Raw genomic sequence first — 21172 nt, 5'->3', positions numbered from 1 at the left:
CACCTGCGTTTGATGCAGACCAGGGCAATGGCATAAAAACCATCACAATTTTTATTTGCAGGCGCTACAATCGACCGCAGTCACAATTCTCAAATCAGAAGAGTATTGCTATGAAAAACATCAACCCAACGCAGACCGCTGCATGGCAGGCACTACAGAAACATTTTGATGAAATGAAAGACGTCACTATCGCGGATCTGTTCGCGAAAGATGCCGATCGTTTCAGCAAGTTTTCCGCCACCTTCGATGACCTGATGCTGGTGGATTTCTCCAAGAACCGTATCACCGAAGAGACGCTGGCGAAGCTGCAAGATCTGGCGAAAGAGACTGAGCTGGCAGATGCCATCAAATCCATGTTCTCCGGTGAGAAAATCAACCGCACCGAAGACCGTGCCGTCCTGCACGTGGCCCTGCGTAACCGTAGCAATACGCCAATTATCGTAGACGGCAAAGATGTGATGCCGGAAGTGAACGCGGTGCTGGAAAAGATGAAAACCTTCTCTGAAGCGATCATCTCAGGTAGCTGGAAAGGCTACACCGGCAAAGCGATCACCGACGTCGTAAACATCGGTATCGGCGGCTCTGACCTCGGCCCGTTCATGGTGACCGAGGCGCTGCGCCCGTACAAAAACCACCTCAACATGCACTTCGTGTCCAACGTCGATGGGACTCACATCGCTGAAGTGCTGAAAAAGGTGAACCCGGAAACCACGCTGTTCCTGGTGGCGTCTAAAACCTTCACCACTCAGGAAACCATGACCAACGCCCACAGCGCGCGCGACTGGTTCCTGAAAACCGCGGGCGACGAAAAGCACGTGGCGAAACACTTTGCGGCGCTGTCCACCAACGGTAAAGCGGTGGGTGAGTTCGGTATTGATACCGCGAACATGTTTGAGTTCTGGGACTGGGTGGGCGGCCGCTACTCACTGTGGTCTGCGATCGGTCTGTCCATCATCCTGTCCGTGGGCTTCGACAACTTCGTTGAACTGCTCTCCGGCGCGCACGCGATGGACAAACACTTCTCCACCACCGCGCCTGAGAAAAACCTGCCGGTACTGCTGGCGCTGATCGGGATCTGGTACAACAACTTCTTCGGCGCTGAAACCGAAGCGATTCTGCCGTACGACCAGTACATGCACCGCTTTGCGGCCTACTTCCAGCAGGGCAACATGGAATCCAACGGTAAGTACGTTGACCGTAACGGCAACGCGGTGGATTACCAGACTGGCCCAATCATCTGGGGCGAGCCGGGAACCAACGGTCAGCACGCGTTCTACCAGCTGATCCACCAGGGCACCAAAATGGTACCGTGCGATTTCATCGCCCCGGCGATCACGCACAACCCGCTGTCCGACCACCATCCGAAGCTGTTGTCTAACTTCTTCGCCCAGACCGAAGCGCTGGCGTTCGGTAAATCCCGCGAGGTGGTTGAGCAGGAATACCGTGACCAGGGTAAAGATCCGGCTACGCTGGAGCACGTTGTGCCGTTTAAAGTGTTCGAAGGCAACCGTCCAACTAACTCCATTCTGCTGCGCGAAATCACGCCGTTCAGCCTGGGTGCGCTGATTGCCCTCTACGAGCACAAAATCTTCACTCAGGGCGCTATTCTGAACATCTTCACCTTTGACCAGTGGGGCGTTGAGCTGGGCAAACAGCTGGCAAACCGCATTCTGCCAGAGCTGGGTGACGATAAAGCGATCGACAGCCACGACAGCTCCACCAATGGTCTGATTAACCGTTATAAAGCCTGGCGTGCGTAATAAATATGTCATGAACAATGCCGGCGATATGCCGGCATTTTTTTATCGGATAATTCCTGATGTCTGTTAGTTATCTCAAATTCTGAAGCTGAGTTTAATCCGAAAAAGACGGTAACCCCGTTAATTGCTGAGGTTTATTTTAAGAAAATACGGAGTGATGCTTTAATGTTCTTATATTATAAATGGTTGATTTATAGTGATTATATATTTCCTTGATTCTTTTTTCCTTCCATTTTTAACCATTAGTCTGAAAACCTCATCCCTATTTACCCCCACGGTAAACCCACTGCTTTAGTTGTGTATACTCGAATCCGCCTGAATTTCTTTTCGGGCAAATCTCCATTCATTCATTGAAGGGAAATTGTTATGAAGAAAGTACTGTATGGCATTTTTGCCATATCTGCGCTTGCGGCGACGTCTGTCTATGCAGCTCCGGTCCAGGTCGGGGAAGCAGCAGGGTCGGCAGCGACGTCTGCGTCTGCGGGGAGTTCTACCGCAGCCAGCACCAGCGCCGTAAGTTCAGCCGTGGGTGTCGCGCTGGCGGCAACCGGTGGCGGTGATGGCTCCAATACCGGAACCACGACCACTACGACGACCAGCACCCAGTAATAACGGGTGTTTTAATCATAACCACACTTCGGTGTGGTTATTTCGCCCCTTCGGAGAAGAGTCGTGAAGCGACCTGCAATCATCCTGATTTGCCTGCTGTTGCAGGCGTGCTCAGCTACCACCAAAGGGCTGGGCCACTCACTGTGGGACAGCATGTTCGGCACGCCGGGCGTGCATCTGACCGATGACGAACTTCAGAACATGCCGTATGCCAGCCAGTACATGCAGCTAAACGATGGTCCGCAACTGTTTGTGGTGCTCGCTTTCGATGAAAACGGGCAGCAGAAATGGGTGACGCAGGATCAGGCCACCATCGTGACACAGCATTCCCGCATCGTGAAAACGTTGCTCGGCGGCGACAACCTGCTTGAGGTGAACAACCTGGCTGAAGATCCGCTCATCAAGCCGAATCAGATCGTCGATGGCGCAAGCTGGACGCGCACGATGGGCTGGACCGAGCATAAACAGGTGCGCTACGCCACGGCCCGCTCCACCTTCCGCTGGGACGGTACGGACAGTGTCAAAGTGGGCAGCGACGAAACGCAGGTGCGCGTGCTGGATGAAGAAGTGACAACCGATCAGGCCACCTGGCATAACCGCTTCTGGGTGGACGAAGAGGGGCAAATCCGCCAGTCCTTACAGTATCTCGGTGCCGGTTTCTTCCCGGTGAAGGCCACCCTGATCAAGGCGGCGAAATCATGAAAATGTTCATCCACATTGCGCTTCTCGCCAGCCTGACCTCGCCGCTGGCGTGGTCTGCGGGAACGGTACAGGTCTACACCCCGGACAGCGAAAAACCTAAAACCTTAACCAATGCCGGGCATCTGCTCGATCTGGTGGGGCAGCCGAGGCTGGCGAAAAGCTGGTGGACCGGGGCGGTGATCAGCGAGCGTCAGGCGACGATCGTAGCGGAACAAAAACATCAGGCGCTGCTCGCCCGACTGAGCGGGCTGGCACAACAGGAAGATACCGACGATGCCGCGGCCATTACTAGCCTGCGTCAACAGCTTCAGGCGGTTAAGGTGACGGGGCGCCAGAAGGTGAATCTGGATCCGGATGAGGTGCGCGTTGCGGAAAACGGCAATCCGTCGCTGGAAGGGGACTATACCCTGTGGCTTCCGGCTCAGCCTTCCACCGTCACCGTGATGGGGCTTCTCAGCAGCCCTGGCAAAAAGCCGTTTACGCCGGGCCGGGACGTGGCGAGCTATCTCGACGAGCAAAGTCTGCTCAGCGGAGCGGATAACAGCTATGCCTGGGTGGTCTATCCGGACGGGCATACGCAGAAAGCGCCGGTGGCTTACTGGAATAAACGCCATATCGAACCTATGCCAGGCAGCATCATTTTTGTCGGTTTTGCCGACCATTTCTGGACGAAAGCGTATGACGGGCTTAATGCCGATATCCTTCGCTCCCTGATACAGCGGATACCGGAATAATGAAAAAAACCTATCTCTACAGCATGCTTGCACTGTGCGTGAGTTCCGCCTGTCATGCAGAAACGTATCCGGCACCCATCGGCCCGTCGCAGTCCGATTTTGGCGGCGTGGGCTTACTGCAAACCCCAACCGCGCGTATGGCCCGCGAGGGGGAAATCAGCCTTAACTATCGCGATAACGATCAGTACCGTTACTACTCTGCGTCCGTGCAGCTGTTCCCCTGGCTGGAGACCACGCTGCGCTACACCGACGTGCGTACAAAACAGTACAGCAGCGTGGATGCCTTCTCCGGCGACCAGACTTATAAAGACAAAGCTTTCGACGTGAAGCTGCGCCTGTGGGAAGAGAGCTACTGGATGCCGCAGGTCTCCGTTGGTGCGAAGGATATCGGCGGGACCGGCCTGTTTGACGCGGAATACATCGTGGCCAGCAAAGCCTGGGGACCGTTTGATTTCTCACTCGGTCTGGGATGGGGCTATCTCGGCACCAGCGGCAACGTCAAAAATCCGTTCTGTACCTACAGCGATAAATACTGCTACCGCGATAACAGCTACCAGAAAGCGGGCTCCATCAACGGGGACCAGATGTTCCACGGCCCGGCCTCGCTGTTTGGTGGCGTGGAGTATCAAACACCGTGGCAGCCGTTACGTCTGAAGCTGGAGTACGAAGGAAACGACTACTCGCAGGACTTCGCCGGGAAAATTGAGCAAAAGAGCAAGTTTAACGTCGGCGCCATTTACCGCGTCACCGACTGGGCCGACGTTAACCTCAGCTATGAGCGCGGTAATACCCTGATGTTTGGCTTTACCCTGCGCACTAACTTTAACGACATGCGGCCGCACTACAATGACAACCCGCGGCCAAAATATCAGCCGGAGCCGCAGGATGCGATCATTCAGCACTCCGTGGTAGCGAACCAGCTGACGCTGCTGAAATATAACGCGGGCCTGGCGGATCCAAAGATCCAGACCAAAGGCGATACGCTGTACGTCATCGGCGAGCAGGTAAAATACCGCGACTCCCGCGAAGGGATCGAGCGCGCCAACCGGATCGTCATGAACGATCTGCCGGAGGGGATCCGCACGATCCGCGTGACGGAGAACCGCCTCAACCTGCCGCAGGTCACAACCGAAACCGATGTTGCCAGCCTTAAGCGTCATCTTGAAGGCGAACCGCTGGGACATGAAACCGAGCTGGTACAAAAACGCGTTGAGCCGGTGGTGCCAGAGAGCACCGAGCAGGGCTGGTATATCGATAAATCCCGCTTCGATTTCCATATCGATCCGGTGCTGAACCAGTCCGTGGGTGGGCCGGAAAACTTCTACATGTATCAGCTGGGGGCGATGGCGACGGCGGATCTGTGGGTGACCGACCACCTGTTGACCACCGGTAGTCTGTTCGGCAACATTGCTAACAACTACGACAAATTTAACTACACCAACCCGCCGAACGATTCAAAACTGCCGCGCGTGCGTACCCGCGTTCGCGAATATGTGCAGAACGATATCTACGTGAATAACCTCCAGGCCAACTACTTCCAGTACTTCGGCAACGGCTTCTACGGCCAGGTTTACGGTGGCTATCTGGAAACCATGTTCGGCGGCGCCGGGGCAGAAGTGCTTTATCGTCCTGTCGACAGCAACTGGGCGTTTGGGGTTGATGCCAACTACGTGAAACAGCGTGACTGGCGCAGCGCGCAGGACATGATGAAGTTCACCGACTACAGCGTCAAAACCGGCCACCTGACCGCCTACTGGACGCCGTCGTTCGCGCAGGACGTGCTGGTGAAAGCCAGCGTCGGCCAGTATCTGGCGGGTGATAAGGGCGGTACGCTGGATATCTCCAAACACTTCGACAGCGGCGTGGTGGTGGGCGGCTATGCCACCATCACCAACGTTTCGCCAGACGAGTACGGGGAAGGGGACTTCACCAAAGGGGTGTACGTGTCGATTCCGCTGGATCTGTTCTCATCAGGCCCAACCCGCAGCCGTGCGGCAGTGGGCTGGACGCCGCTGACGCGCGACGGCGGTCAGCAGCTTGGACGTAAATTCCAGCTGTATGATATGACCAGCGATAAGAACATTAACTTCCGCTGATGCTTATTTGCCCGGTGGCGCTGCGCTTACCGGGCCTACGAGAGTGTTTTTGTAGGCCGGGCAAACGCAGTGCCGCCCGGCAAGAATGTTCATCTGGACAAAACATAAACAAAAAATATAGATCCCCGTCACATTTTTGCGTTATACAGGAACCTCGCCCTGGAGAATGAGGTGCTGTATGACATCCCTGACGCGTCCGCGCGTTGAGTTTATCTCAACGATACTCCAGACCGTGCTGAACCTCGGTCTGCTGAGCCTTGGCCTGATCCTGGTCGTTTTTCTGGGTAAAGAGACGGTGCATCTGGCGGATGTGCTGTTCGCCCCTGAGCAAACCAGCAAATACGCGCTGGTGGAAGGCCTGGTGGTCTACTTTCTCTACTTTGAATTTATCGCCCTGATTGTGAAGTACTTTCAGTCCGGCTTTCACTTCCCGCTGCGCTATTTTGTCTACATTGGCATCACCGCCATTGTGCGGCTGATCATCGTCGATCATAAATCCCCGCTCGACGTGCTGATCTACTCGGCGGCGATCCTGCTGCTGGTGATCACCCTCTGGCTGTGCAACTCGAAGCGGCTGAAACGCGAATAAAAAAAAATGGCGGCCCGGAGGCCGCCGAATAACAGTCACAAGTTGGTTCAATACAATACGTCTAAAGTTGAGGGTTGCAGTGGCATAACAAATGAAACTTAACCTTTCACACCGCCCGCCGTCAGGCCGTTGACCAGCCAGCGCTGGGCCAGCAGGAACACCACGGTAATCGGGATGGCAGAGAGGACGGCCGCCGCGGCAAAGTCGCCCCACAGGTAGTTTTGCGGGTTGAGGTACTGCTGCATACCGACGGCAAGGGTGTAGCTGTTCACATCGCGCAGTAGCAGTGAGGCGACCGGGACTTCGGTGATGGCGGCGATAAACGACAGGATAAACACCACCGCCAGAATCGGCACCGACAGCGGCAGCAGCACCAGACGGAACGCCTGCCACGGTGTCGCCCCATCCAGCGCCGCCGCTTCTTCCAGCGAGCCGTCGATGGTTTCGAAATAGCCCTTGATAGTCCACACATGAAGGGCGATGCCGCCAAGATAGGCGAAGATCACGCCGCCGTGAGTGTTCAGGCCGATGAACGGCACATACTGCCCAAGACGGTCAAACAGGGCATACAACGCCACCAGCGACAGCACGGCCGGGAACATCTGGAAAATCAGCATCCCTTTCAGCAGCGTCGCTTTGCCCGGGAAACGCATACGGGCGAAGGCGTAAGCGCAGGTGGTGGAGAGCGTCACGATGCCGATCGCAGTGATGGTCGCCACCTTTACCGAGTTCCATAGCCACAGCAGCACCGGGAACGGCGGCGGCGTGACGCGGCCATCCGCATGTTCCACGCTGAAGCCCAGCGCGAGCTTCCAGTGCTCCCAGGAGATTTCGTCCGGGATCAGGCTCCCGGTGGCGAAGTTCCCCGAGCGCAGGGAGATGGCGATAACCATCAGCAGCGGGAACATGATCGCCGCGATGAAAATCAGCAGGCCTAAGTGCGTCGCGAGGAGGCGCAGTTTCTGAGATTTGGGTTGTACCATTGCCATGTTCAGTGCCCTCCTTAGTCAAATTTCATACGTGTGGCTTTCAGGTTCACAATCGCCAGGGCGCCCACCAGCAGGAAGATCAGGGTGGCAATCGCCGCCGCCAGGCCGAAGTCCTGACCGCCGCCGCCCTCGAAGGCGATGCGGTAGGTGTAGCTCACGAGCAGGTCGGTATAGCCTGCCGGCGTGGTGGTGCCGAGACGGTCCGGGCCACCGTTGGTCAACAGCTGAATCAGCACAAAGTTGTTAAAGTTAAAGGCGAAGCTGGCGATCATCAGCGGCGTCAGCGGCTTAATGAGCAGCGGCAGGGTAATTTTGAAGAAGTTCTGGAACGGACCCGCGCCGTCCATCGCCGAGGCTTCGTACAGGTCGTCCGGGATAGCCTTCAGCAGCCCCATGCACAGGATCATCATGTACGGATAACCGAGCCAGGTGTTGACGATGATAATCATCGAGCGAGCGGTGGTCGGGTCGCTGAACCAGGCCGGTTTGATGCCGAACAGCGCGCTCAGCATCATGTTGATTTCACCGAAGCTCTGGTTAAACAGCCCTTTGAAAATCAGAATCGAGATAAACGACGGCACGGCGTAGGGCAGAATCAGCAGCACGCGGTAAATCGCTTTGCCTTTCAGGGACTCCCACTGCACGAGGCAGGCCAGCACCATGCCCACGGCCACGGTCAGGATCACGGTCAGCACCGAGAAGACCACCGTCCAGACGAAGATGGCGAAGAACGGTTTCTGGATGCCTTCGTCGGTAAATACGCGGGTGAAGTTGTCCCAGCCGATGGTGACGGTATAGCCCGGGCTGAGTTTGTCGTCGCCCCAGCTGCCGTCGGCATTCACCGACTGATAGAAACCGATATCGTTGTTCGGACGGTACTTCACGCCGCTCTGGTTATTGGTCAGCGTGCCGTCATCCGCCAGAGTATAAAGCGGCTGCGTGCCGGAGAACTGGCGCAGCGAGCTCATGGTCACTTTGCTTTCGTCTGGCAGCACGGCGGTGAGCTGGGTCAGCGCCTGACGATTCTGGGTAATGATACGCAGGTTCGCACGTTCACCTTCCGGCAGGGCCGCAGCCTCTTTTAAGGCCAGCTTCTGCTCGCCGCCAAATTTGAACGCGTCGGAAAGATAGGTTTTGCCGCTCTCACCGTCAGTGAGCGCTAACTTCCACTCGTCACCCGTGGGATACAGGCCGAAGTTAAAGGTTTTACCCGCCTGGTAAGAACGATCCAGAAGCACCTGGGTGGCACGCTCCTGCGCGAGCTGGTTGGTGCTGCTGTAGTTGGTAAAGGCAATCGCGATGGTGCAGATCAGCGGAAAGAGGACAAACAGCCCCATCCCGGCAACGCCCGGGTAGACATAGCGCCAGGCGTACGCTTTACGGTTGGCGAAAATATACAGGCCAACCGAGCTTAAAATCAGCGTCATGATGGCAAACAGGTATTCCCCTTGCACGTACATTAAAACAACAAGGTAACCCACCAGCAGACACAGCAGACCTATCACTGACCACTTCAGTGCGTCGCTTTGCCACCAGTGTTTCTTTTTAATGACATCCATGGGGTTCTTCCTCTACAACGGTGGAAACTTATCGTCAGGTGGCGCTGCGCTTACCTGACCTACGGATCGTGCCGTAGTCGTAGGGCGGGTAAGCGCACGCGCCACCCGCCGTTTTTCAGACTTACTTAGTAATACGGCCCTGAGCATCTTTCAGTGCGGCATCGACAGTCTGGCGACCGCTTGCAGCGTTGATGACCGCGGTACGGGTGGCGTACCAGAACGCAGCCATCTGTGGGATGTTCGGCATGATTTCGCCTTTCTGGGCGTTATCCATGGTGGCCGCAATACGCGGATCTTTCGCCAGCTGATCCTGGAAGGATTTCAGCGCAACGGCGCCCAGCGGCTTGTCCTTGTTCACTTCATCCAGACCCTGATCGGTCAGCAGGTAGTTTTCGAGGAACTCTTTCGCCAGCTCTTTGTTCGGGCTGGCGGCGTTGATGCCCGCGCTCAGCACGCCCACGAACGGTTTAGATGGCTTGCCGTTGAAGGTTGGCAGCAGGGTCACGCCGTAGTTGATTTTGCTCTTGTCGATGTTGGTCCAGGCCCACGGACCATTGATGGTCATCGCGGTTTCGCCTTTGTTGAACGCCGCTTCCGCGATGGAGTAGTCGGTATCCGCATTCATGTGTTTGTTCTTGATGAGGTCAACCAGGAAGGTCAGACCCGCTTTCGCACCTGCGTTGTCCACGCCCACGTCTTTCACGTCATATTTGCCGTTTTCAAACTTGAACGCGTAACCGCCGTCGGCAGCAATCAGCGGCCAGGTGAAGTACGGCTCTTGCAGGTTGAACATCAGGGCGGATTTACCTTTCGCCTTCAGCTCTTTATCCAGAGCAGGGATCTCTTCCCAGGTCTTCGGCGGGTTTGGCACCAGGTCTTTGTTGTAAATCAGAGACAGCGCTTCAACCGCGATTGGGTAAGCGATCAGCTTGCCGTTATAGCGAACGGCGTCCCAGGTGAACGGGAACAGTTTGTCCTGGAAGGCTTTGTCTGGCGTAACTTCTGCCAGCAGGCCAGACTGCGCGTAGCCCCCGAAACGGTCATGCGCCCAGAAGATAATGTCCGGACCATCGCCAGTTGCCGCAACCTGCGGGAACTTCTCTTCCAGTTTGTCCGGGTGTTCTACGGTGACTTTGATACCGGTGTCTTTCTCGAATTTTTTGCCCACTTCGGCCAGACCGTTATAGCCCTTGTCGCCGTTAATCCAGATAACCAGCTTACCTTCTTCAATTTTGGCGAGAGCCGGTGCGGAAATCATCATTGCTGCGAGGGCGGACAATGCGAAAACGCGTGCGCCAGTCTTGATCTTCATATCTGCCATCCTTTATTGGTGATGTGCTCGTGGATACATAAGGTGGTTCAACGTGACTCAGTCTCCTTATTTGACATCCTCTTTCCATCCTCCCAGTCCCTACGCCCCACCCCCTGTTTGTGTGATCCCTGTAACATAAATTTAAGTTATGAGTGCTGGCGCACATAAAAACCCACTGAATTTTGCAGGCCGCTTCACGATTTTCGCCTCAGCCCCTCCGCTGCGGTCGCAGAGCCTGCTCTCTCATCCTCCCGCCTCCTCCCCCATAAAAAAGCCGGGGGGTGGAGGATTCACGAAAGTAATGGAACACGCATAGTGAACTTATCTTGAATGTTTCTGTCGGTGACAGGTTGTAACGAAGGGAGAAGGGCATGGCGAGCGTACAGCTGCGTAATGTAACGAAAGCCTGGGGCGACGTAGTGGTGTCAAAAGACATCAATCTGGACATCCACGAAGGTGAGTTTGTGGTGTTCGTGGGTCCATCAGGCTGTGGTAAATCGACTCTGCTGCGTATGATTGCCGGTCTTGAAACCATCACCAGTGGCGATTTATTTATTGGTGATACCCGAATGAACGACATCCCGCCAGCCGAACGCGGCGTGGGCATGGTGTTCCAGTCTTATGCCCTTTATCCGCATCTTTCCGTTGCCGAGAACATGTCCTTTGGCCTGAAGCTGGCCGGCGCGAAAAAAGAGACCATTAACCAGCGCGTCACCCAGGTGGCGGAAGTGCTCCAGCTGGCACATCTGCTGGAGCGTAAACCGAAGGCGCTCTCCGGTGGTCAGCGTCAGCGTGTGGCGATCGGCCGTACGCTGGTGGCCGAGCCGCGCGTGTTCCTGCTCGATGAACCGCTTTCTAACCTGGATGCCGCCCTGCGCGTCCAGATGCGTATCGAAATCTCCCGTCTGCACAAACGCCTTGGACGCACGATGATTTACGTCACCCACGATCAGGTCGAAGCGATGACGCTGGCCGACAAAATCGTGGTGCTGGACGCCGGTCGCGTGGCGCAGGTGGGCAAGCCGCTGGAGCTGTATCACTACCCGGCAGACCGCTTTGTTGCGGGCTTCATTGGCTCGCCAAAGATGAACTTCCTGCCCGTAAAAGTGACCGCGACGGCAATCGAACAGGTACAGGTGGAGCTGCCAAACCGTCAGCAAGTCTGGCTGCCGGTCGACAGCGCTAACGTACAGGTGGGGGCCAACATGTCCCTCGGTATCCGCCCTGAGCATTTACTGCCGAGCCACATCGCTGATGTGACGCTGGAAGGTGAAGTTCAGGTCGTCGAACAGCTTGGTCACGAAACACAGATTCATATCCAGATCCCCGCCATCCGTCAGAACCTGGTCTACCGCCAGAATGACGTGGTGTTGGTAGAAGAGGGTGCCACATTCGCTATCGGTTTGCCGCCAGAGCGTTGCCATCTGTTCCGTGAGGATGGCACTGCATGTCGTCGGTTGCACAAAGAGCCAGGCGTTTAAGCATTCCAATTACAAAGAAAAGCAATGATCTCAGGAGATAGAATAATGATTACTCTGCGCAAAGTCCCTCTGGCTGTCGCCATTGCGGCAGGCATCCTGTCTGCCCAGGCGGGCGCCGTAGACTTTAAAGGTTATGCTCGTTCCGGCATTGGCTGGACCGGAAGTGGCGGTGAACAACAATGTTTCCAGGCAACAGGCGCACAAAGTAAATACCGTCTCGGTAACGAATGTGAAACCTACGCCGAACTGAAACTGGGCCAGGAAGTGTGGAAAGAAGGCGACAAGAGCTTCTATTTCGACACCAACGTAGCGTACTCCGTTTCTCAACAGAATGACTGGGAATCCACCAGCCCGGCCTTCCGTGAAGCTAACGTGCAGGGTAAAAACCTGATTGAATGGCTGCCAGGCTCTACCATCTGGGCCGGTAAACGCTTCTATCAGCGTCATGACGTACACATGATCGACTTCTACTACTGGGATATCTCTGGTCCTGGTGCCGGTATTGAAAACATCGATCTGGGCTTTGGTAAACTCTCTCTGGCAGCGACCCGTTCTTCTGAGTCCGGCGGTTCTGCAACCTTCGCCGATCGTGATGCGAACGGCGACCGTATTTATGACAACGTGGTACCAAACGATGTCTTCGACGTCCGTTTAGCCGGTCTGGAAACCAACCCGGGCGGTACGCTGGAGCTGGGCGTTGACTACGGTCATACCAACATTCCTGACGACTACTACCTGCAACCTGGCGCCTCTAAAGATGGTTGGCTGTTCACCGCTGAACACACCCAGAGCATGATGAAAGGCTTCAACAAGTTCGTACTGCAATACGGTACGGATTCCATGACCTCTAACGGTAAAGGTATTCCACAGGGCGGCAGCATCGATAACGACGGCTCTATGTGGCGCGTGCTGGATCACGGTGCAATCACCCTGGCAGACCGTTGGGACCTGATGTACGTCGGTATGTACCAGAACATCGATCGTGACAACAACAACGGTACCGAGTGGTGGACCGTGGGTGTTCGTCCAATGTTCAAATGGACGCCGATCATGAGCACCTTGCTGGAAGTGGGCTACGACAACGTCAAATCTCAGAAAACTGACGACAAAAACAGCCAGTACAAAATCACCCTGGCACAGCAATGGCAGGCAGGTGACAGCATCTGGTCCCGTCCGGCTATCCGTGTCTTCGCAACCTACGCGAAGTGGGATGAGAAATGGGGCTATGCAAACAACGACTCAGGTGCAGGTTACACCTCTGGCGTAGCGTATAGCGACACCTCCGCGAAAACCTTCAGCCGTGGCGACAACGATGAGTGGACCTTCGGCGCCCAGATGGAAATCTGGTGGTAATTCGTCAAGCCTGACGTAATGACCTGAAAAGAGGGGCGCAAGCCCCTCTCTCCTTAGGGTGCTGCGCGCTATTGCCTGGCCACCGCAGTGCTCACGCTATCAGAGGTAATAACAATGAAAATGAAGAAAAGTCTCGTCGCGCTGTGCCTCTCTGCGGGGCTGTTGGCCTGTGCGCCTGCGGTCACCTTTGCAGATGTGAATTTTGTTCCTCAAAATACCAGCGCTGCGCCAGCTATTCCGGCTGCGGCACTACAGCAACTGGTGTGGACGCCAGTTGATCAATCGAAAACACAAACTACCCAGCTTTCAGCGGGGGGCCAGTCACTGAACGTGCCGGGTATCAGCGGTCCGGTCGCGGCTTTCAGCGTGCCGGCGAATATCGGCGAGCTGACCCTGACGTTGACCAGTGAAGTCAATAAACAGACCAGCGTCTTCGCGCCTAACGTGCTGATCCTCGATCAGAACATGACGCCATCCGCGTTCTTCCCAAGTGACTATTTCAGCTATCAGGAGCCTGGCGTCATGAGTGCCGATCGGCTGGAAGGCGTTATGCGCCTGACGCCAGCCCTGGGTCAGCAGAAGATTTATGTCCTGGTGTTCACGACTGAAAAAGATCTGCAACAGACAACGAAGCTTGTTGACCCGGCAAAAGCCTATGCGAAAGGCACGGGGAACTCTGTCCCGGATATTCCGGACCCGCTTGCCCGTCATACCACCGATGGTCTGATCAAGCTGAAAGTCTCCACCAACAGCGCCTCCAGCGTACTCGTAGGCCCGCTGTTTGGCTCATCTGGCCCGGGTCCGGTAACGGTGGGTAATACTGCCGCGCCTGTGTACGCCGCGCCAGCCGCAGCACCGGCCGCAGCCCCGGCCCCGGCGAAAAAAGCCGAGCCCGTGCTTAACGATACTGAAACTTACTTTAACAACGCCATCAAGCAGGCGGTTAAAAACGGCGATGTCGATAAAGCGCTGAAACTGCTTGATGAAGCCGAGCGTTTAGGTTCAACCACTGCCCGTTCCACCTTTATCAGCAGTGTAAAAGGCAAGGGGTAACCGTCTCCCCACAGTGCTGATTTTGTTAGTCGTTTAGTGCGCCTGAGTGGGCGCACTTTTTTTGCCACTACTCAGGGGCAATCTGTTCAGAACGCATTATCCCTGACGCGGAAAGAAAGAATGATGCGATCCCAGATTTCCACCAGTTCAGCGTCGCTGTAATCAGGTGGGGATGAGACATCGCTTCCTTCAGGTAAGATTTCATTGCTTAATGTCAGATCAAGGCTGGGGTGTGCAAAATCAGCGTTGGTTTCATTGGCTACGGCGGTAAACATTAGTTGTTTTGACGGATTTTCGGATGATTTATCTGGCGGGGCGGTGATTAGCCATTCACTGGCATTAAAACCGGCAATGCGTGCTTCTCCTTTTCGCAGCGTACTTCCGTCTATGCTATTGATATAAGACTGAATTTCCCCGCTGCGCTCCAGCATGGTTGTGCTTTCCTTAAGGGCGTTATTGCTCCAGACTGAAAAAGAAAACACCGAACTATAGGGGTAAACAAAGGTAATATCTTCCTTAGGCTTGCCGTTTCCGTCGCGGATAAACCCTTGCGGAATACAGGTGCCGGGCACGGAAGGAATATCCTCATTATGCCGTCCGCTCAGTCGGGACATGAGGTCCTGTAATTCCGCCAGTTTCTGGGGTTTATCATTCGCCATCCAGTCAGGTCTTCCCGCTTCCTTGCGCAGATAAAACGCTCGCTCTTTAGCGAAGCGCGGATCAGAATAATCGGTAATCCCCTGCATGAGGATAAACGCTACTCCGTCAACGTAGAGATGACCTTCCAGAATGCGCCCAAATCCCGCCACACTCTCATTTTCATTACGGTCAAAAATGACCGCATTATCACTCAGCTTGTATATCTGCTTAAGAAATGGCTGATCAACAGGGTCCACGGTAGCGCTGTTTTTCAGTTTCTGTTCCCGCAACCGGATACGCTGCTCAAATGCCGGGCGGTAGAGTCGCTTGCTGCTGATGCGGATCTCATTAATCTGTGCCCGGTCAGTCAAGGTGTTTTCGAATGAGGCCGGAACCTCAAACACATAGCGCCCCACGCACTGGGATTTGGTGGTGGCAAAAAGAGTATTAACCATACGTTTTTCCTTGTCCGTTAACGCCGGGGGCACATGCACGAATGTCACATATTTATGGATGTAATATCCTGCCGCCAGCAGCAGGAGCGTCAGCGTGACAATCAGGGGGGATGTGTCTTTTTTCATGGGGCGGGAGCCTGCTGCACAATTTTCACCACCGAGCGAACCGTAAACACCAGTGCGTCGGAGAGATCGCTGTATACCGAGCGGGAGCGATCGACAGGATCGACAGCATAAGCTCCTTCATGATCGACATCTGTCGCCAGTATACCCTGTATACGGGAAGAGGAGGTGCGGACGGAGGTGGTCGGCACGGTCCCATCACCAGGGCTTGCGGATGAAATTAGTTGATGAGTTCTTAACGGAGACAGTTCAAAAGGGTTAGCTGCATTTTCCCTGCACCTCTGTGCTTCCTTAACGCCCTGGGGGATCCGCTCTTACCATGCCAGGAACCCATCAGACGGGTTGCTTTTGCTGGCTCCGTAAAATAGCCAGGTCTGGGGGTGGTATTTGCCGTTTAACTTCTCAATAAATTTTTTAACGATATTACTTATTGTTTTCTCATATTTATTCCATTCGACCCTAGTATCATCCAGCAGCAAATCCTGCTCACATAGCCGCCACCACGCTGTTTTGTTGAGATAAATTTCCTCATACGGATCGGCCACCGGGAGGGAAAGTTGAGTCTCTTTACTGTTGATTTTCAGCCATCTCGGACCATAAGCCATACCCGGCAGAAGCTGTAACGGACCGGGAGACTGTGCCAGCACCGGCATCAGCTTTTCAGCACTTTCCCCGATAATCATTCCAGTAATGCCACGCTCACCGATCTTCATGCGGCGATAAGCTGCCGGTGAGCCGAGATCCGGCATGACGCCGTGTACGATACCCAGGATTGAGTCTTGTCCGCCCATATTTTCCGAGTAATGGCGGGCGACCAGTCCGCCCATCGAATGGGTGATCAGGACGACCTTGTTGACTGCCAGGCGTCCGTGATACGCACTCAGCACCTTACGGATATATTCGCCCAGCAACGCCGCAGAGTCCGCATTCGATTGCAGCCAGTTGTAACCAAAAACGTGCAGCGGGAATAAGAACTTGTGCCCGTGAGCCACTTCTTCTTCGCTCAGCACCTGCTCCTGAGGCTCGTTACCGATTCTGACGCCGATAAAACGCTGACGTGCCGTTTGCAACTGTGTCTCCCGAAAGTAATTATCCATCAGGATCTCGTCGTCGCTGAGCAGGTATTGCAGCCGGTCAAGCGCCTCACCGTAGTTCATGTAAAACGCACTTCCCCATCCGCGGGCGTGACGGGACGGGAATTTTTTCCCATCCGCACCGTCGTTTAAAATTTCCCCAGAGTCATCGACGACGGTGGTCGTCGGATCAAGCAGTTGCTTTCTTTTTTGGGGGCCAGCAAGTGGCCATTTTTTAAGCGATGACAAGCTGAACTGCCAGACTTTTTTATCCCCACTCTTTAAGTTTGACCCCATCACCCCAGGAATAAAAATCACCGGGATCACTTTTGTAGGGGGCTTGAGACAAACCGAGATGTGGTTTTTGTCTTTTGGCTGAGAAAAAACTTTATAATGAAACGTGCCATCGTCATCCCAGATGGGACGATGATAAGACCGATTAGGGGGGCTATTTTTGTTGTCATCCATGTATTAAGTTACTGATATTCCTTCTCAAGAGCTGCATTAGCTCACAATTTATCCGCGCGATACTTAACCAAAATCAAGTTCTGCTATTGCTGCCACGAACATTTCTCCCGCGCTGTTGCACCATTGTTGCGATAGTGATCGCTAAATTTGGTTTGTCCGTCCTCATTTTGCCAATCTGCGATACAATGCCTTTACGTTATGTATCGGAGAGTCTGGCATGTCACACCCCGCGCTAACGCAGCTGCGTGCGCTACGCTATTTCGACCAAATACCCGCGCTTGACCCGGAGCAACTGGACTGGCTGTTGCTGGAAGATTCCATGACAAAACGTTTTGAGCAACAGGGTAAAACGGTCACGGTGACGATGATTCAGGAAGGGTTTGTCTCGCCTGCGGAGATTGCCAGCGAGCTGCCGCTGCTGCCGCAAGAAGAACGCTACTGGCTGCGTGAAATTTTACTGTGTGCAGATGGCGAGCCGTGGCTTGCCGGGCGGACGGTGGTTCCTGAGTCTACACTTTCCGGGCCGGAGCTGGCATTGCAACGCCTCGGCAAAACGCCCCTGGGGCGCTATCTGTTCACCTCGTCTGAACTGACCCGTGATTTTATTGAAATTGGTTGCGATGCCGATTTGTGGGGGCGCCGTTCCCGCCTTCGTTTGAGTGGCAAGCCGTTAATACTGACGGAACTCTTTTTGCCTGCATCGCCGTTGTACTAAGAGGGAGAAAAAATGGAGTGGAGTCTGACGCAGAATAAGCTGCTGGCCTATCACCGCCTGATGCGTACTGATAAACCCATTGGCGCGCTGCTGCTGCTGTGGCCGACCTTATGGGCGCTGTGGGTTGCCACGCCGGGCGTGCCGCCGCTGTGGATCCTGGCGGTGTTTGTGGCGGGCGTCTGGCTGATGCGCGCTGCGGGCTGTGTGGTTAACGACTATGCTGACCGGAAATTTGATGGACATGTTAAGCGCACCGCGAATCGTCCTCTGCCGAGCGGTCAGGTGACCGGGAAAGAGGCGCGCATTCTGTTTGTGGTGCTGGTGCTTCTCTCTTTTATGCTGGTGTTAACCCTTAACACCATGACCATTCTGCTGTCCGTTGCTGCTCTGGCGCTGGCCTGGGTTTACCCGTTCATGAAGCGATACACCCATCTGCCGCAGGTGGTGTTGGGTGCGGCATTTGGCTGGTCGATTCCCATGGCGTTTGCCGCGGTCAGCGAGTCCGTTCCGCTCAGCTGCTGGCTGATGTTCCTGGCGAATATTCTCTGGGCCGTTGCGTACGATACCCAATACGCGATGGTCGATCGCGATGACGATCTCAAGATTGGCATCAAATCGACGGCGATCCTGTTTGGTCGTCACGACAAACTTATCATCGGCATATTGCAGGTGGCGGTGCTGGCGCTGATGGTGGCGATTGGTCGCCTGAACGGGCTGAACTGGGAGTTTTACTGGTCCGTACTGGTGGCGGGGCTGCTGTTTGCGTATCAGCAGAAGCTGATCGCGAAGCGCGAGCGTGAAGCCTGCTTTAAAGCGTTTCTGAATAATAACTACGTCGGGCTGGTGCTGTTTCTGGGCCTGGCGATGAGTTACTGGTGATAAAAAAGCCGGGTGGCGGCTTCGCCTTACCCGGCCTACGATTTAGCGGAACATATAGGCCGGGTAAGCGTTAGCGCCACCCGGCTTTAGCATCATTCGCCCTGCGTCGAACTCTCAATCGTCAAACGCACATCCGCGGTAATCAGCTCTGCCAGCATCTGGTAAACCTTCATCGTCTCTTCCGGCTCGGCATCGCCCGTATCGCTAATGTACCCTTCGTCGCGCAGCGTCAGCACCAGGGAGCTGAATACCGCTTTGTCGAAGAATTCCGGGGCGTTAATGCCATGCAGAACAGAAAGGCGCTGAGCCAGCGTCCGGCTCTCTTTTTCCAGCGTACCGCGGTTGATGGACGGATTTGCACTCAGCAACCAGAAGGTAATGGCGTAGCGCTGCAACGTCTCACGCGCACCGGAAGCCAGGAGCTGCAAGGTACGGGAACGTGACGGATTGATATGCAGTTCATCATCAATGATGGTAATCAGCCCCTGACGATGCATCTCTGCCGTCATTTTATCGAGCTCTGCCGCCAGTTCATCCTTACTCCAGCGCAGGAACAGCTCCGCTTTCAGCATTGGGTAGATGGCCTGAATATGGCGCAGCAGCTCCTGACGCGAAATACGGCGGTGCTGGGTAATAATGGCCGCCATCAGCGACGGCAGCATCAGCATGTGCGTGATGTTATTGCGGTAGTAGGTCATCAGCACGGCCTGCTCGCGCGGCAGAATGATGATGTCACCAATCGTATCTTTCTCGACTTCGAACTTGTTCATCTGCAACGCGTGAACGATCAGCTCGCTGGCGGTGGCAGACGGCACGGTCGAATCAACGGAATACGGCACGTTGCGCATGATATCCAGGTAGCAGTCAATCTGCTCGGTCAGCTGTTCGCGGGTCAGTGAACGCTGGCGGGAGGCCAGAAGCGCAGTACAACACAGGTTCATGGCGTTTGCCGCACCAGCATTGTTGATGCGTACCATCAGCTCGGATGCAATGCCGTTGACCGTTGGCGTCAGCCAGGCCGGACGTACCGCTTCGATAGGATCGATAGACTCGCGCCACTCCGGAACATGATGGTTCAGATATGTCATCAGCGGCAGGGGCTCGCCAAAGTTCACGTAGCCCTGGCCGAGGTTGCGCAGTTTACTCAGCCCACGCAGCATCTGCGGCAGACTCTCTTTCTCTTTGGTTGCACCGCGCAGCTCTTTCGCGTAGGTGCCCACTTCCATCACGTGTTCATAACCGATGTAAATAGGCACCAGCGTGATAGGACGCGTACCGCCACGCAGCATGGCCTGAATGGTCATCGACAGCGTGCCGGTCTTCGGATCGAGCAGACGACCGGTACGCGAGCGCCCGCCTTCAACAAAGTACTCCACGGAATAACCGCGGCTGAACAGCTCGCCCAGATACTCCCTGAAGACGGTGGAGTAAAGCTTGTTACCCTTAAAGGTACGACGAATAAAGAACGCACCCAGACGGCGGAAAATCGGGCCTGCTGGCCAGAAGTTCAGGTTGATACCGGCAGCAATATGCGGCGGCACCAGCCCCTGGTGATAGAGCACGTAAGAGAGCAACAGGTAGTCCATGTGGCTGCGGTGGCAGGGCACATAGACAATCTCGTGGCCGTCGTGCGCTAACTGACGTACGCGCTCGGCGTTGTGGACGTTAATCCCCTGATAGAGGCGGTTCCACGTGAAGCCAAGGATACGGTCAGAGAGGCGAATCATCTCGTAGGAGAAATTCGCGGCGATCTCTTCCATCAGCGCTATCGCGTTCTGCTGCGCTTTCTCGTGCGAAATTTTCTTGCTGCGCGCTTCGTCTTCTACGGCACGGGCAATCGCTTTGGAAGCCAGCAGCTTGTTGAACAGATCCTGACGTGCCGGGAGACGTGGTCCAACGGCCGCCAGACGCTGACGTGCAAAGTGCATACGCGCAACGCGCGCCAGCTTTTGCGCAATGATTTTGTCAGTGCCGTGTTCATCCGCCATGCGGCGCAGTGAAACGGAAGGTGAGAAGCGGACAAAGCTGTCGCGTCCCAGCCAGGAGACGGCGAAGAACTTCTGAATGCCGTTGAGCATACGCAGCGGCGGGTTCTCTTCCCCTTTTTCGCGTCCCGGACGACGGCCAAACATCACCGACACCGGCACCATCTGCACGTCCAGATCGGGGTTGCTGCGGTGCAGATCGAGGTAATCATGGAACAGCTTAATGGACTCTTCTTTCGGCGTGTAATAGGTGAACACGCGCGGCCCGCCATGGATGAACACGTAGCGCGGCAGCAGCGTACCGTCGACTTCCAGCGGTTCAAGCGGGTCAGGTAAATCGTGCGCCAGACATTGAGCGCGAAGCGTCAGCAGGTCTGCCTTCGAGTTATAAGGCAAAACGTACATAATAGGGCGCGACGTATCGAGCCCTAATTCCAGCGCAGGTTCTGCTGGGATAGACTTACTTTTTACCAGGACGCTTAATGGTAAATTAAGTAATTTGTAGTAAATTCGTGGCCAGCCGGACATAAACGATGTAAAGCCTCTGGTTAATAATGCAATTGCGGCGCAAGGATAACAGAAAGCGCGCAAAATTTCT

Annotated in this window: 18 protein-coding genes; 11 read left to right on the top strand and 7 right to left on the bottom strand. The window is 55.0% G+C overall.

Going from position 1 to position 21172, the window contains the following annotated elements:
* The first annotated feature begins 110 nt into the window (after window positions 1–110).
* The 6 genes from pgi to psiE all read left to right on the top strand — a co-directional run bounded on the left by pgi (window position 111) and on the right by psiE (window position 6490).
* On the top strand, window positions 111–1760 hold the full coding sequence (gene pgi, locus SK58_RS00505) for a glucose-6-phosphate isomerase (protein ID WP_003860343.1): 1650 nt from the start codon (window positions 111–113) through the stop codon (window positions 1758–1760).
* A 366-nt stretch (window positions 1761–2126) separates the two neighbouring features.
* Window positions 2127–2369, top strand: a complete 243-nt coding sequence (gene yjbE, locus SK58_RS00500) for an exopolysaccharide production protein YjbE (protein ID WP_003860341.1) — start codon at window positions 2127–2129, stop codon at window positions 2367–2369.
* A gap of 63 nt (window positions 2370–2432) precedes the next feature.
* Complete coding sequence (locus SK58_RS00495) at window positions 2433–3071, top strand: YjbF family lipoprotein (RefSeq protein ID WP_017382614.1); 639 nt, start codon at window positions 2433–2435, stop codon at window positions 3069–3071.
* Window positions 3068–3805, top strand: a complete 738-nt coding sequence (locus SK58_RS00490) for a capsule biosynthesis GfcC family protein (protein WP_015570167.1) — start codon at window positions 3068–3070, stop codon at window positions 3803–3805. Before SK58_RS00495 ends, SK58_RS00490 begins: the two co-directional genes overlap by 4 nt.
* Complete coding sequence (locus SK58_RS00485; protein ID WP_032620651.1) at window positions 3805–5901, top strand: YjbH domain-containing protein; 2097 nt, start codon at window positions 3805–3807, stop codon at window positions 5899–5901. The genes SK58_RS00490 and SK58_RS00485 overlap by 1 nt, the downstream gene beginning before the upstream one ends.
* A gap of 178 nt (window positions 5902–6079) precedes the next feature.
* Window positions 6080–6490: a phosphate-starvation-inducible protein PsiE gene (gene psiE, locus SK58_RS00480; RefSeq protein WP_000202963.1), complete on the top strand. Its 411-nt coding sequence runs from the start codon at window positions 6080–6082 to the stop codon at window positions 6488–6490.
* A gap of 98 nt (window positions 6491–6588) precedes the next feature.
* Here the strand turns inward: psiE and malG are convergent, their stop codons facing one another.
* From malG to malE, 3 genes are all read right to left on the bottom strand, one after another.
* Entirely contained in the window at window positions 6589–7479 is an 891-nt protein-coding gene (gene malG / locus SK58_RS00475; protein WP_003860332.1) for a maltose ABC transporter permease MalG, read from the bottom strand.
* A 14-nt stretch (window positions 7480–7493) separates the two neighbouring features.
* Window positions 7494–9038, bottom strand: coding sequence for a maltose ABC transporter permease MalF (gene malF, locus SK58_RS00470; RefSeq protein WP_017694723.1), 1545 nt, complete (start codon window positions 9036–9038; stop codon window positions 7494–7496).
* 121 nt (window positions 9039–9159) lie between these two features.
* Window positions 9160–10350: a maltose/maltodextrin ABC transporter substrate-binding protein MalE gene (gene malE / locus SK58_RS00465; protein WP_017382618.1), complete on the bottom strand. Its 1191-nt coding sequence runs from the start codon at window positions 10348–10350 to the stop codon at window positions 9160–9162.
* Between the two features lie 371 nt (window positions 10351–10721).
* Between malE and malK the strand changes: the two genes are divergently transcribed.
* The 3 genes from malK (at window position 10722) to malM (ending at window position 14237) form a co-directional block, all read left to right on the top strand.
* The gene (gene malK, locus SK58_RS00460) at window positions 10722–11831 is read left to right on the top strand and encodes a maltose/maltodextrin ABC transporter ATP-binding protein MalK (protein ID WP_003860329.1); all 1110 of its coding nucleotides are present in this window, start codon (window positions 10722–10724) and stop codon (window positions 11829–11831) included.
* A 42-nt stretch (window positions 11832–11873) separates the two neighbouring features.
* Window positions 11874–13184 carry a maltoporin gene (locus SK58_RS00455; protein WP_026080558.1) on the top strand — a complete coding sequence of 437 codons (1311 nt, stop codon included), beginning with the start codon at window positions 11874–11876 and terminating at the stop codon, window positions 13182–13184.
* Window positions 13185–13298: 114 nt separating this feature from the next.
* Window positions 13299–14237: a maltose operon protein MalM gene (malM, locus tag SK58_RS00450; RefSeq protein ID WP_015570172.1), complete on the top strand. Its 939-nt coding sequence runs from the start codon at window positions 13299–13301 to the stop codon at window positions 14235–14237.
* A gap of 86 nt (window positions 14238–14323) precedes the next feature.
* Here malM and SK58_RS00445 read toward each other — a convergent pair whose 3' ends face one another.
* From SK58_RS00445 to SK58_RS00440, 3 genes are all read right to left on the bottom strand, one after another.
* Window positions 14324–15457 carry a T6SS immunity protein Tli4 family protein gene (locus SK58_RS00445; RefSeq protein ID WP_053070231.1) on the bottom strand — a complete coding sequence of 378 codons (1134 nt, stop codon included), beginning with the start codon at window positions 15455–15457 and terminating at the stop codon, window positions 14324–14326.
* Entirely contained in the window at window positions 15454–15645 is a 192-nt protein-coding gene (locus SK58_RS22790; RefSeq protein WP_156174988.1) for a hypothetical protein, read from the bottom strand. Before SK58_RS22790 ends, SK58_RS00445 begins: the two co-directional genes overlap by 4 nt.
* 123 nt (window positions 15646–15768) lie before the next feature.
* Window positions 15769–16995: a lipase family alpha/beta hydrolase gene (locus SK58_RS00440; RefSeq protein WP_053070230.1), complete on the bottom strand. Its 1227-nt coding sequence runs from the start codon at window positions 16993–16995 to the stop codon at window positions 15769–15771.
* Window positions 16996–17212: 217 nt separating this feature from the next.
* Here SK58_RS00440 and ubiC point away from each other — a divergent pair, with 217 nt between their 5' ends.
* Together ubiC and ubiA are read left to right on the top strand one after the other, a co-directional pair.
* A complete protein-coding gene (gene ubiC / locus SK58_RS00435) occupies window positions 17213–17710 on the top strand; it encodes a chorismate lyase (protein ID WP_015570175.1) in 498 nt (165 codons plus the stop codon).
* Window positions 17711–17722: 12 nt separating this feature from the next.
* The gene (gene ubiA, locus SK58_RS00430) at window positions 17723–18589 is read left to right on the top strand and encodes a 4-hydroxybenzoate octaprenyltransferase (protein WP_015570176.1); all 867 of its coding nucleotides are present in this window, start codon (window positions 17723–17725) and stop codon (window positions 18587–18589) included.
* A gap of 92 nt (window positions 18590–18681) precedes the next feature.
* On the opposite strand, the gene plsB is transcribed toward ubiA, so the two are convergent.
* Window positions 18682–21102 carry a glycerol-3-phosphate 1-O-acyltransferase PlsB gene (plsB, locus tag SK58_RS00425; protein WP_048219201.1) on the bottom strand — a complete coding sequence of 807 codons (2421 nt, stop codon included), beginning with the start codon at window positions 21100–21102 and terminating at the stop codon, window positions 18682–18684.
* Window positions 21103–21172 lie beyond the last annotated feature (70 nt).

Origin of the sequence: Enterobacter sp. BIDMC93 (genome assembly GCF_001037805.1) — a bacterium.
In the GTDB taxonomy this organism is placed as follows: Bacteria; Pseudomonadota; Gammaproteobacteria; order Enterobacterales; family Enterobacteriaceae; genus Enterobacter; species Enterobacter hormaechei_C.
This window is presented reverse-complemented; position numbering and strand designations above follow the sequence as displayed.